The organism is Eisenbergiella massiliensis, assembly GCF_003435485.1.
On sequence record NZ_QVLV01000004.1, the window covers coordinates 105659 to 119707 of the forward strand.

8 protein-coding genes are annotated in these 14049 nt (G+C 47.7%); all 8 read left to right on the forward strand.

Annotation, left to right across the window (positions count from 1 at the left end; all coding sequences use genetic code 11):
• Positions 1–2: 2 nt before the first annotated feature.
• The 8 genes from DXC51_RS07490 (at position 3) to DXC51_RS07525 (ending at position 14046) form a co-directional block, all read left to right on the forward strand.
• On the forward strand, positions 3–887 hold the full coding sequence (locus DXC51_RS07490; RefSeq protein ID WP_021634791.1) for a carbohydrate ABC transporter permease: 885 nt from the start codon (positions 3–5) through the stop codon (positions 885–887).
• Positions 888–995: 108 nt separating this feature from the next.
• Positions 996–2324 (forward strand): glycoside hydrolase family 1 protein, encoded by a 1329-nt coding sequence (locus DXC51_RS07495; RefSeq protein WP_117544203.1) that lies wholly within the window; start codon positions 996–998, stop codon positions 2322–2324.
• A 15-nt stretch (positions 2325–2339) separates the two neighbouring features.
• Positions 2340–3890 carry a DUF5597 domain-containing protein gene (locus DXC51_RS07500; RefSeq protein ID WP_117544204.1) on the forward strand — a complete coding sequence of 517 codons (1551 nt, stop codon included), beginning with the start codon at positions 2340–2342 and terminating at the stop codon, positions 3888–3890.
• A gap of 23 nt (positions 3891–3913) precedes the next feature.
• Positions 3914–6331: a glycoside hydrolase family 3 N-terminal domain-containing protein gene (locus DXC51_RS07505; protein ID WP_117544205.1), complete on the forward strand. Its 2418-nt coding sequence runs from the start codon at positions 3914–3916 to the stop codon at positions 6329–6331.
• On the forward strand, positions 6328–8901 hold the full coding sequence (locus DXC51_RS07510) for a glycoside hydrolase family 3 protein (protein ID WP_243003151.1): 2574 nt from the start codon (positions 6328–6330) through the stop codon (positions 8899–8901). Before DXC51_RS07505 ends, DXC51_RS07510 begins: the two co-directional genes overlap by 4 nt.
• A gap of 258 nt (positions 8902–9159) precedes the next feature.
• Positions 9160–10149: a hypothetical protein gene (locus tag DXC51_RS07515; RefSeq protein ID WP_117544206.1), complete on the forward strand. Its 990-nt coding sequence runs from the start codon at positions 9160–9162 to the stop codon at positions 10147–10149.
• Positions 10150–10407: 258 nt separating this feature from the next.
• Complete coding sequence (locus DXC51_RS07520) at positions 10408–11616, forward strand: DUF6273 domain-containing protein (RefSeq protein WP_049942308.1); 1209 nt, start codon at positions 10408–10410, stop codon at positions 11614–11616.
• 408 nt (positions 11617–12024) lie between these two features.
• Positions 12025–14046 (forward strand): ABC-F family ATP-binding cassette domain-containing protein, encoded by a 2022-nt coding sequence (locus DXC51_RS07525; protein ID WP_117544207.1) that lies wholly within the window; start codon positions 12025–12027, stop codon positions 14044–14046.
• Positions 14047–14049: the final 3 nt, after the last annotated feature.

Here is a 14049-nt window from a genome sequence, read left to right on the forward strand (position 1 = left end):
AAATGGTAGAAAAGAAAAAAGGTTTTCAAATATTTGCGCATTTCGTTATGATATTCATTGCGGTCTGCAGCGTGGCCCCTTTTATACTGCTTGTTATGTCCTCCATTACGGAGGAGAAGTCACTGATTGCCAACGGATATTCCTTTTTCCCGAAAGAATTCAGCCTCTATGCATATCAATATTTGCTGACGGGTTCGGGAGCCCTGCTGCGTTCCTATGTTATTTCTTTTATTGTGACGGCAGTAGGTACGCTGAGCAATCTGATTATTACAATTCTCTATGCTTATCCGCTTTCCAGGAAAGAACTGCCGGGGCGTAATTTTTTTGCCTTCTTCCTGTTCTTTACCATGCTGTTTTCCGGTGGTCTGGTGCCTTCCTATATCATGTGGACGCGTACCTTTCATATTCAGAATACAATTCTGGCGCTGCTGGTTCCGAATCTGCTTATGGGTGCCTTTAATGTTATTATGATGCGTACATATTTTACCGCGAATATACCGGATGCCGTGATAGAGGCGGCGCGTATCGACGGCGCTGACGAATTCCGTATTCTGTTCCGGGTCGTGCTTCCCATGGCGCTTCCTATTTTGGCAACAATCGGTATGCTTGTCGGACTGAGTTATTGGAATGACTGGATGAACGGTTTGTATTATATTAATGATGATAAGCTTTACAGTGTACAGGTATTACTGACAAATATCCAGCGCCAGATGGAATCTCTGAAGCAAAGCATGGGAACCGGGGGAAATGTATCAGTCGGGGAGCTTCCCTCCACATCAATCCGTATGGCAATTAATGTTATGGGAATTCTGCCTGTAATGCTTATTTATCCGTTTATTCAGAAGTATCTGGTCAGAGGTATTGCCATTGGAGCTGTCAAAGGATAGGTGTGGCCGAAACTAAAAAAGTAATTTTATAATTCTGTATATTATTTTACAATGAAAAAAGGTGGAAATATGTTATCCTTCATATAGAACAGGACAAGGAGGTAGGGAATGAGTTTTTCAAAGGATTTTCTATGGGGGGCAGCCAGCGCAGCCTATCAGGTGGAAGGCGCCTATAATGAGGATGGGAAGGGGATGGGCATCTGGGATGCTTTATCTGCTGGGCATGTGAAGCACGGGGACAACGGCAATGTTGCCTGTGACCATTACCACCGTTATAAAGAAGATGTGGCGCTGATGAAGCAGCTGGGGCTGAAGGCGTACCGGTTTTCAGTAAGCTGGCCGCGCATTATGCCGGAAGAAGGCTGTATCAATGAAAAAGGGCTGGAGTTTTATGGGAATCTTGTGGATGAACTGCTGGCAGCAGGAATCATGCCCATGTGTACCTTGTTCCACTGGAATCTGCCCATGTGGATTCATGAGCAGGGAGGCTGGCTTTGTGATAAGGTCAGCGATTATTTTGCAGAGTATGTAAAAATTGTGGTGGAAGCCCTGTCGGACAGAATATCCGTCTGGATGACATTAAACGAGGTATCTACTTTCCTGGGAGCAGGCTATATGGATGGTGTCCATGCTCCCTTTGAACAGTGCAAAGCAGGAACACCAGAAGCAAAAGAGCGGATCTGCGCTCTGACGAAAAATATTCTGCTGGCCCACGGCAAAGCTGTGCGTGTCATCAGAGAACAAGCCATTCTGCCTTCCGAGATTGGGATTGCCATGGATGGCACCTTATACATGCCCTGGGCGGAAACGGAGGAAGAAATCGAGAAAGCCAGAACAGCCACCTTCCCGGAAGGTGTGAGCTGTAAGGCGGTTAACTGGTGGCTGGAACCCGCAGTAAAGGGGAAGCTGCATCCTGAGATGGAAAGAATTATCAGTACGGAAGAATTGGGACAGATTCATCAGCCCCTGGATTTTATGGGCTATAACTGCTATAAAGCCAACAATTACGATGATGACTTCGGTCTAAATCCGGCATTATATCCGGGAATTCCCCGTACGGCAATGGATTGGGCAATTACGCCGGATGCCTTGTATTGGGCAGTCCGTTTTTACCATGAAAGATACGGCCTGCCGATTATGATTACGGAGAACGGCATGGCAAATGTAGATTTTGTCATGAGTGACGGCAAAATACATGATCAGCAGAGGATTGAATATCTCAAAGGCTATTTAAAAGGCTTAAAACGTGCTGTTGATGAAGGGTATCCGGTCATCGGTTATCTGTACTGGTCAATTCTGGATAACTTTGAATGGGCGGAGGGCTATGACAAACGGTTTGGGTTGATATATGTAGATTACCGCACGCAGGGGCGTACACTCAAGGACTCTGCGCTATGGTATGCCGGTGTGATACAGGAAAACGGTGAAAAGCTGTAAAAGGAGGGACAGGATATGAGTGGTATACCGGAAATCAGGACAGACAGAGGAATTCCCACACTTTATGTAAAAGACGTTCCCTTTTTTGCATTAAGCGGGGAAGTACATAATTCCAGTGCAGAGAGCCTTTCGTATATGGAGAAGAAGGTGTGGCCCAGGATTGCAGGAATGAATTTAAATACATTAGTTGTACCGCTTTATTGGAACCGGATAGAGGCACAGGAGGGCATTTTTGATTTTACACTTTTAGATGGGTTGATTTGTCAGGCAAGAGAGCAGAAGAAGCATTTGGTTTTTTTATGGTTTGGATTATGGAAAAATGCGGAATCCACCTATGTGCCTGACTGGATAAAGCAGAATTGTGAGACTTACTTTCGTGTGGAAACAGAATATGGAGAAAAGCTGAATACCATTTCGCCTTTATGCGAAGCTGCTGTAGGCAAGGATGCCAATGCTTTTGCCCATGTTATGAAGCACATCCGCGCTATTGATGAAGAATTCTCTACTGTGATTATGATGCAGGTGGAAAATGAGACAGGTCTTTTGGGAACGCCTTGTGATTATTGCGCAAAAGCAAGGGAGGAATTTGTGCGGCCAGTGCCGGAAATACTTCTGGAGCTTCCTGCAGCACAAAAAAGGCCGGGTACATGGAAGGAGGTTTTCGGGGAGGATGCGGAGGAAGTTTTCATGGCCTGCCATATGGCCGGAGCCGTAGAGAAAATCACGGCGGCAGGCCGAAGCGAATATCCCCTGCCCTGCTTTACGAATGCCTGGCTGTATCAATTTCCCTGGTATGCAGGTTCCTATCCCTCAGGAGGCCCGGTCAGAAAAATGCATCAGGTCTGGAAGCTGGCAGCCCCTTCTTTATTTACGCTGGCGCCGGACATTTATGTACCCTATGCTGCTAAAGTGATGGATGAGTATGGATATGAAGGAAATCCGCTGCTGGTTCCGGAGATACGCAAGGATGCGGTAACGGCATCCTATGCCCTGTATGCTCTGGTGAAGCACAACGCCCTGTGTTATTCACCCTTTGGTATTGAAGATTTGGGGGAAGATACGGAAAATGTCAGCACTCCTACGGAGGAAATGATCAAGGCTTTAAAAATGGATCCATTATCCTTTGATTTAACAGGCAGCAGACAGGCATTATCAGCAGTTTATGGATTGTTTGAACAAATGAAACCACTGTATTTACAGATGCGCGGCACGGATCATATGCAATGCTGGCTGCAGAGGGATGAGAATGACCAGGGAGCCTTTTTCCGGTTTAAAGAGTATGATTTGGAAGTGGACTATTTTCCTAAAACTGCAGGATGTCCAGCGGCTGCAGGAGTTGTGTACGAACTGGGGAAAAACAGATTCCTGCTCATTGGCATGATGAGCAAATTTATATTCCATCCAAAAGCGGGCAGGAAAAAGAAAGTAAGCTTCCTGAAAATGGAAAAAGGCCAGCTGAGGAATGGCATATTTATGCCGGAGCTGGAAATGAACGGAGATGAATATATGGCGATGCTGATGATGGAGCAGCCGGTATGTTATCAGGTGGAACTTTTCCAGTACTGAGTAAGCAAAAGAAAGGGATTTATATGAGCGAAAAATATAAGGATACAGGCTTACGTCCCGAAGAGCGGGCGAAGTCACTGTTAGAAGAAATGAGCCTGGAAGAGAAGATGGGACAGGTAAACTGTGTTTTCCCGTTTGACAGGGTATGCTTTGATTATGATTATATTTCCGAACAGACAAAATATGGAATCGGTGAGGTCAGTACCCTGGAAATGCGCCGCATGGAAACGCTGGAGGAAGCGGCAGCGTGGCAGAGGAAGGTTCAGGAGATTGTGATGGCTAACAGCGAGCATCATATTCCCGCAATTTTTCATATGGAGGGACTCTGCGGCGCTTTTATCCAGGATGCAACAAGCTTTCCTTCCGGTATTGGCAGGGCATCCTCTTTTGACACCGGGCTGGAAGAAAAAATTGCGGAAATTGTCAGCCGTCAGGAGGCGGCCTGCGGCATTACCCATGTATTGGCGCCGGTTCTGGATATTTCCAGGGATTCCCGCATGGGGAGGCAGGGGGAAACCTATGGTGAGGATCCGGTGCTGGCTTCCGCTATGGGAACGGCTTATACAAGAGGCATCCAAAAGGGAGAAACTGCAGGAAGAAGGACAGAGAGTGTGGCAAAGCATTTTCTGGCTTTTCATAACTCGGAGGGCGGTATCCATGGGGCAAACAGCATGACTCCGGAAAGAACGCTTGAGGAAATCTATGGTAAGCCTTTCCAGGCAGCCATTACGGAATCCAATCTGCGCGGGATTATGCCCTGCTACTGCACATTAAACGGAGAACCGGTATCCGCTTCCCGCACCATTTTGACAAAGCTTCTGCGGGAAGAGATGGGCTTTGACGGGCTGTGCATCAGCGACTATGGCGCAATCGGAAATGTGCATAACTGTCAGCATGTGGGAGAAACAGCAGAGGAGGCGGGGCTTTTGTGCATGGAAGCCGGCATGGATGTTGAAATGCCAAATCCTGCGGGCTATAACGATAAGCTGGCCGCACAGTTTGCCAAAGGGGAGGCGGATACGGCGTTATTAGACAGGGCGGTGCTGCGTGTCCTGACTGCAAAATTCCGTATGGGGCTGTTTGAACATCCCTTTGCTTTGCAGGGGGAGGAACTGCGGAAGGCGTTTTCCCATGAGAAGGACAGGGAGGTATCCTTGCAGTCAGCCAAAGAATCAATGGTTCTCTTAAAAAATGAAGGGGTGCTTCCCATTTCAAGAGATACGAAAAAAATTGCGTTGATCGGCCCTCATGCCGACTGTGCGAGGAAATTTTTCGGCGGCTATACCCAGATGTGTATGATGGAATCCACCTATGCGGTTGCTAATTCCATAGCCGGTGTCAGCGGCAGCGAAAATGTGGACAATAAAAAAATAATTACAGTTCCCGGAACCAACATCCAGTCTGATGAAACGGAAGAATTTGATGAGATTTTAAAACGGCAGAAGCCGGGATGCAGGAGCCTGTTGGAAGAACTGCGTGAAAAAATGCCGGATGCGGAAATCATTTATGCTTACGGCTATCCCATAGCCGGAACGGATACCTCACGTTTTGCCGAGGCGCTGGAGGCGGTGCGGAAAGCGGATGTGGTCATTTTAACCCTGGGAGGCAAGCACGGTACCTGTTCCATGGCATCCATGGGAGAAGGCGTGGACGGTGCGGATATCAATCTGCCGGAATGCCAGGATGCCTTTATCAGGCTGGCGGCGGAATTGGGAAAACCTATGATAGGGGTTCATTTTAACGGCAGGCCTGTTTCCAGTGATGCGGCTGACCGGTATCTGGATGCGATCCTGGAAGCCTGGAACCCTTCGGAAGCCGGAGCGGAGGCAGTAGTGAGTGTCCTGCTGGGAGACTATAATCCGGGCGGGAAAATGCCGGTAACAACAGCCTATCACGCGGGGCAGCTGCCTGTTTATTACAACCATTTCCATAATTCGTCCTGGCATCAGACAGGAAGCATCGGGTTTTTAAATTATGTGGATCTGCCCCATACCCCCAGGTACTATTTCGGGCACGGGCTTTCTTATACCACCTTTGCCTATTCCGAGCTTCAGATATCCAGAGATGAGGTTGCGCCTTTTGAGAAGCTTACGATTTCCCTGAAGGTGGAGAATACAGGGGACAGGGCAGGGGATGAGGTGGTGCAGCTTTATCTGCATGATGCTTTTGCCAGCATGGCAAGGCCGGTAAGGGAGCTGGCTGGTTTCCTGAGGGTTGGATTGGAGCCCGGCGAGAAAAAAACGGTGGTTTTTACTGTCGAACCCAGCCAGATGGCTTTTCTGGATAAGGATATGCGCTGGAAAATCGAGAAGGGGACGATTGAGGTTGAAATCGGCAGCTCTTCTGACGATATCCGTTTGACCGGTTCCTATGAGGTAACGGAAAACGGATGGATTGCAGGAAAGGATCGGGCGTTTTATGCGAAGGCAGCTGTGGAATGAGAAAAAAGGATGGAGGAGTCGTGCAGATGCGGCATGAAATACTAGCAAAGAAAATTGTGGAGGAATCCGTAGTCCTGTTAAAAAATGAGGAACAGGTACTGCCTTTTGCTAAAAACCAAAAGGCCGCCTTTTTTGGCCGTTCACAGCTTGTCACTTACTTTTCCGGGAATGGCTCCGGGGCCGTGAAGGGTGCAGAAACCAATCATATTTTAGCTGCCTGTATGGAAAGAGGCATATGTCCTGCTGAGGAACTGAAATGCTGGTATCAGGCGCAGGCGTCAGAAGAAGAGGAACGCCCGGAAGAAGAATTTGATTTCTCCAGGGTAAAGGATCTGGTCAACAGCGGGCTGATGTATGAAATTTTTGGCAAATACCATGCGCCTGCCCCGGAATATGCCGTGCCGGAGGAGCTGTTGAGAAAATCAGCAGATTTTACGGATACGGCTGTGCTGGTGCTTGGACGGAATGCCGGCGGGGAAGAGTGTGACCGCCATCTGGAAGAGGATTATGAACTGACCGGAACAGAAAAATCCCTGATTGACGGAGTATGCAAAAGCTTTTCACGGGTAGTGCTGGTGTTAAACTGCAACGGTTTGATCGATCTGGGCTGGACCGAGTCATATCCTGCCATAAAGAGCATTCTGTTTCTGGGGATACCGGGACAGAAGGGGCCTGAGGCGCTGGCAGGGATTCTGGCCGGGGAGGTGAACCCTTCCGGCAAGCTGCCTGTTACCGTAGCCCGCCGATATGAAGATTATCCGGCGGCCGGCCATTTTTCCTGGGATAAGGATCATCCGGAGAAGCTGCTTACCTATGAAAGCTATGGGCTTGATGCGGAGCAAAACGGAAGCATCGGCTTTACCAAAAGCCCGGTGACGGTATACCGGGAAGATATCTACGCAGGTTATCGTTACTTCGACAGCTTTGAAAAAAAGCCTCTGTTTGCCTTTGGTTTCGGCCTGTCTTATACCACATTTACCATCAGCGGCATACAGGCGGCAAAGAATACAGCAGGGCTGTGCATTTGGGCACAGGTACATAATACGGGAAATTGTGCGGGCAAAGAAACTGTGCAGGCATACCTGTCCGCTGTAACGAAGACAGAAAGGCCATATCAGGAGCTGAAGGGATTTGCCAAAACCGGGCTTATGCAGCCGGGAGAAGAGCAAAGGCTGGAAATCAGTATTCCCTGGAGAGAACTGGCGGTCTATGATGAGGCCTCCGCCTGTTGGATATTGGAAAAGGGAAGCTATCTGATAAGGCTTGGTAATTCTTCTGCGGAAACAAAAGCTGCAGCCCTGCTGGAGGCTGCATGGGATGTGGTGCTGGAACGCTGTCACAACAGCTTGGGAATACAGGCATGCAATCGGGGGAAGGTAAGTTTCCTTTCCCGAAGCGGACAACGAAATGTATTTAAAAAAGAAGAAATAAGTAATGCAGTAAGGTTAACGTTGTCGGCAGAGGAGGGAATGCGGCTGGAGACGGAGGCTGCAGAGTATTTGTCGGAAAGGCGGGATAAGCTGACGGCGCCGGAAGAAAAACGGGGTCAGCTGCAGAAATTTACGGAGCAGCAGCTTGCCGCCCTCTGCGTAGGCTATGGCCCCGGCGTACCCTTTTCTGCGTTTGGGGACGGAAGTGATCCGGAGACGATTTTTGATGAAAGCGGGAATCCCCTGACAACCAACAGCCATCCTGTGGGCGTGAATGGATATGTTTCCCCTGCTATGATTGAGGAAGGCATTTATTCAGTCAGCTATAAGGACGGACCGGCAGGCATCGGACAGACCGCATGGCCTTCGGAAATGCTGATTGCCTGTGCTTTTGACCGGGAGCTGTGGCAGCAGTTTGGAGATGCGGTGGGAGAGGAATGTGAAAAGGCCCGGGTGGATATTTGGCTGGCCCCGGCAGTGAATCTTCACCGCAGCCCTCTGGGAGGAAGGAATTTTGAATATTTTTCAGAGGATCCGTTTCTGACCGGTGTCTGTGCCTGCGAAATAGCCAGGGGCGTACAGCAGAAGCATCAGGTGCTTGTCTGCCCCAAGCATTTTGCTGTCAATGAACAGGAAACCTGCCGCCGTGGGAATGCGAAGAAAAATTATGATGCGGTCGATTCGATTCTGACAGAACGGGCTGCCAGGGAAATATATTTAAAGCCCTTTGAAATGCTCGTTAAAAATGCACAGATACATGTCTTAATGACCGCCTTTAATAAAATAAACGGAACCTTTGCCGGAGGCAGCAGGGATTTGTGCACCCATATTCTCAGAGAGGAATGGGGATTTGAAGGCGCCGTGGTGACAGACTGGGGTGATATGGATATCGTAGTGGACGGCGCAGACGCTGTGGCGGCGGGCAATGATATCGTGATGCCCGGCGGTCCGCCCGTGATTGCCCAGATTTTAAAAGGCCTGGAGGAAGGCAGAGTGGGCAAAGAAAAACTGGAGCAGGCGGCAGGCCGTCTTCTGCAGATGGAAAGCTTTCTGTATGATAAATTATCTGCGGACTCACGTATAGAGCTGTCAGGGCTTAATGTCCCGATAGAAAGAAACATCGTTTTTCTTTCGTTATAACGAGCCTTTACTGTGTGTTTGTGCTTTTATGCGGCGTGGTTTTTACGGGAACGGAATTAAAACGGCAAAGCAGGCTGTTCATGATGGAAGAACTGAAATAGTCATTTTCTGCCTGTAAAGCACTGAAATAGTCATTTTTTCTGCCTTGACAGAAAATCCTGTTTATAATATGGTTAAATTAAATAACGGTTTATTTATACTTTATGAAATTAACGCCATAAATATAAACGTGAATGATGTATATACAGGGAGGTTTTTATGGGCAGAAACAGCGGCGGCGGAAGCCGCAGAACAGGCAGCTCTTCCTCGGGCGGCCGTTCCTCCGGGAGCGGCCGGATCAGCGGCGGGAGAACCAGCCATCCTTCTTCCACCCGTTCCAGCGGTTCCTCATCAAGCGGAAGGATATCCTCCGGCCGCAGCAGCCTGGGATCCTCGGGCAGTTCTTACAGAAGCAGTTCTTCTTACGGATCGGGGTATCACAGTTCATCATCAACGTCTCATTCTTCGTCATATTCCAACTCGTCACAGAATAACAGCTGGGATGACGACGACTATTCTCCACAGGGAGGCTACGGTTATTCCTATGGAGGAGGGGGATACCGTTCAGGCAGTTGTCTCGGCTTGTGCCTTGCGCTGGTGGTAGCTTTTATTTTTGTGATAATTGGCGCCGTTTCGTTTTTCTCAGCAATTTTCTCATTGGGCGGACGGCATGACAGTTTTTACGGATACGTCGCCCCGCAGACGGTACAGCAAAGCGGGAAAGAGCACACCAATTCTTCCAGCCAGCCGAAAACGAATTACAGCGGGCAGTCCTCCGGGGCAATTGAGCCTGTTGTAGGGGAATATTTTACGGACAGGCTGGGGTGGATAAAGCAGTCGGCGACCCTGAATGCCGGTATGGAGGCGTTCTTTAAAAAGACAGGCGTAAAACCGTATCTTTATCTGACGGATAACGTCTACGGCAGTACGGAGCCCTCGGATAAACAGATGGATACATTTGCCAATTCACTTTATGATAAGCTTTTTACTGATGAGAACCATTTTCTGCTGGTATTTCAGGAATATGGGGATTATTATATGACCTGGTATGTTTCGGGAAGTGATGCGGCTGAGGTGGTTGACGAAGATGCAGCCAATATCGTTTTGGATTACGTGGATGAGTATTATAGTTCGGATATGGGAGAGGAAGAATATTTCAGCAATGTATTTTCTATGGCGGCCGGGGATATCATGGAGGGCGGGCAGTAAAAATGCCGGGGAAATGGTAGACCAGTTGGACAGATATTAGTATTTTAGAAAAACAGCTCCTTTTTGGTAAGAATCCAGATGTGAAAATTCTTACCAAAAAGGAGCATTTTTATGGCAGAAGCTAAGAGGCGGATTTTTCCGATGGACCAGCAAAGTAATGGAACGAAATGAGTTGTTTGACATTTCCATGCGTAAATAATAGAATGAAAAAGACGCAATATGTATTACATTATTTAATAATGAGGGGGAAGATTGAAAATGAAAAAAAGTGTATTATTGTTTTTAGTGGGTTTTACTATCTTAACAGGATGTGGGAAGGCTGTGGATGGAAGCAAACAGAGTCAGAGTGCTGCAGTAGATCCAGAGATACCTCAAATAGAATCAGAAGTAAGCGTAAGTGCTTCGGAAGATAATGCGAGGGTAACAGAACGCTCTCCAGAGGAAATCCAACGTGAGTTAGAAAGTGTTCCGGACATGATAACAGAGCCAACTGTTATTTCTGGACTTAATATTGATGATATAATAGAATTTGGAAGTTATGAACAAGATTATAATAAAGAAAATGGGGCAGAACCAATAGAGTGGTATGTTATAGATATAGATGATAAGAGTGCAAAGTTAATGAGTGTTTATGCCCTTGATTGTGAAAAATATAATGACATCGATGAAAGTGTAACATGGGAAACCTGTACTTTGAGAAAATGGTTGAATGAAGAATTTTATAATGAGGCATTTAGTTCCAATGATAAAAGTATAATAAGATTAACTGATTTGGAGAACGAAAGTAATCCAAAATCTAATATTAGTGGTGGAAATAACACGACAGATAGAGTATTTATATTAAGTTATGGAGAAGCAGTGAAATATTTCAATGCTGATATTAATGCAAGTCAAGAAAATCCTTACGATTATCATATTGCTTGTATTCCGACAAGATTTGCAGAGATCAGAGGATTGGAAACCAAAAATTCAATGCTTATGGATCCAAGTATTGGAGCAACATGTTCATATTGGTTCAGAACAGTAGGAAATTCTCAGAACAAAGCTGTTGATGTATGGGTAGGATTTGTAAGTGTCACAGGCAGTGATGTTAATTCTGGGAAGCATGGGGTTAGGCCATGTATTACAATTAATCTTGATGGTGTACTTGCTGCTGATGAGGATGTGGAAAAATCACCTTCAATTGGAGAAATAAATGCATTAAGTATGGCAGATGCATATTTAGATGCTATGCCATTTTCCTTAAACGAATTAATTGATCAATTAGAATATGAAGGATTTACGTACGGCGAAGCTAAATACGCAGCTGACAATTGCGGAGCAAACTGGAAAGAACAAGCACTTCGTAAGGCTAAGTTATATCTGGATAATTTTAATTTTTCACGAATAGAGCTGATAGACCAGTTAGAATACGACGGCTTTAGTAGAGATGAAGCATCAAGTGCGGCATCAGAATTAGGATTATAGTTAGTTAAGGGGCTGTTTTTTATTCCCGCGAGCAACGAGCCAAGTATCCATGCTTGCATGGATATTTGGCGACTGCCGCGAGGGTCAAATACCCCGCTGCTCTGCAGCGTTGCAAGTTTGATACCTCGTTGCTTGCAGCGAGGTCTTTGATTAAATAAAAATCTTCGCCAGATAGCGGACTAAGTGGAACTGAGAATAAAAAAATACGCAAATTGCGGGAATATGGGGATTCCACTCCGGAGGGCGGCCGAAAGTATGAAGAGCACAGATGAAACCGGTGACAAAGTTCAGGGATTTGAAAAAGAAAGGGAACCACAAGCCCTAACCCCACAAGATTGAGGGGCAGGGGAGTTGATGTGCCGAAGATACTTTTGGTTTCATTTTCGGAAAAAAGAGAGGATAACCATCATGTTATATCAGATTTGCAACGGAGCGGTAAGATTTGCAGCGGAAACGGTGCTTGAGCATATTAATTTTGAAATAAGAAATAAGGAAAAGATTGCGGTGGTAGGCCGGAACGGATGCGGAAAAACCACGTTGCTGAAGCTTATCGCAGGGGAAGTGGAGCTGTCCAAGAGGGACAGTGACGAGGACATTTACATTGCCAGGGCGGGGAAGCCTGTGATTGGCTATTTAAAGCAGAATGCGTTTGAGGACGACAGCCTGACCATGGAACAGGAGGTGCGGAAGGCTTTTTCAGAACTGCTTGCGATGAAGGCGGAGATGGAGCGCCTGGTGGTTCTTATGGAAAAGGAGAACGAGGAGGCTGCTGTTTCCCGATATGTCAGGCTGGAGGAGCGGTTTGCTTACCTGGGCGGCTACAGTTTCGAAAAGGAATATGAAATAGTGATAAAGAAGCTTGGTTTTTCACCGGAGGACAAGCAGAAAAAGCTGTCTGAATTTTCAGGAGGCCAGCAGACCAAAATTGCTTTTGCCAGGATGCTGTTAAGCAAGCCGGATATCCTGCTTCTGGACGAGCCGACCAACCACCTGGATATGGCGACCATCAGTTGGCTGGAAGGGTATCTGAAGGATTATGACCGGGCGGTGGTCATCGTGTCCCATGACAGGATGTTTCTGGACCGGGTGGTGGATGTGGTATACGAAATCGAATATAAAACAGCGGTGAGGTATCCCGGCAATTATTCCGCCTTTGTGGAACGAAAAAGGCTGAACTGGGAAAAGCAGCAAAAGGATTACGAGCTGCAGCAGAAGGAAATCGAACGGCTGCAGACGCTGGTGGAGCGGTTTAAAAACAAGCCCACAAAAGTGGCGATGACCCGTTCCAAGCTCAAGCAGATTGAGCATATGGTAAAAATCGATGCGCCTGCCAGATATGATCTGAAAAGCTTCCATGCGGATTTCCAGCCGGCGAGGGAAAGCGTCACGGACGTACTGCGTGCTGCGCAGCTTCGGATTGGCTATGACAGACCTCTGGCGGAGGTGACCTTGGAACAGAAAAAAGGCCAGAAAATCGGGATTATCGGAGATAACGGCTCCGGGAAATCCACGCTGCTGCGCACGCTTACAGGCCAGCTGGAGCCGCTAGGCGGCAGCTTCGCCTTCGGCGACCGGGTGGATATCGGGTATTTTGAGCAGCAGATGGCTCAGTACACCAGTGATAAAACCGTGCTGGAGGATTTCTGGGAGGAATTCCCGGATCTGAAGCGGCTGGAGGTCCGCTCCTGGCTGGGGGCATTCCTCTTCGGACAGGAGGAAGTGTTTAAGAAAATAGATATGCTGTCAGGCGGGGAAAAGGTGCGGCTTGCGCTGGCAAAAATTTTCAGGAGGCTGCCCAATTATTTGATTCTCGACGAACCCACCAACCATATGGACATTGTGGGAAAGGAGTCGCTGGAAGCTATGCTGAAGGCGTATCCCGGCAGCGTGCTTTTTGTATCCCACGACAGATATTTCGTAAAGGAAATCGCGGATTCCCTGCTGGTATTTGAGAACGGGACCGTAAATTTCTATCCTTTTGGATATGAGCAGTATTGGGAAAAGCTGCAGGCGGACGAAAAAGAGCGGCAGGACCAGCAGGCGGATGGAAAGCCGGGGAAACTTCAGCCTGTTGGAAAAAATATTGGTGTATCGGCAAAGGACAGAAGCCCGGAGAAGGCAAAGAACAGCAGCCCGGAGAAGGCAGGGGACGCCCCGGCAGCAGCTGCCCCGGAGCCGCTTAAAAACGCCGCCGACCGGAAGGGGTATAATCCGGGAAAAGAAGAAGCGAAGAGAAAACGCCGTCTGGAGCGGCTGGAAATGCTCATTGCACAGAAGGAAGAAGAGCTTGCGGCGTACCAGGCGCAGCTGAAGGAGCCTTCCATACAGTCAGACTATGAAAAACTGATGGAGTTGGAGGCGCTGTGCACAGCGGCGGATGAACAGCTGGAAGCGCTGATGATGGAGTGGGAAGAAAGTGGCTGCTATTAAAGG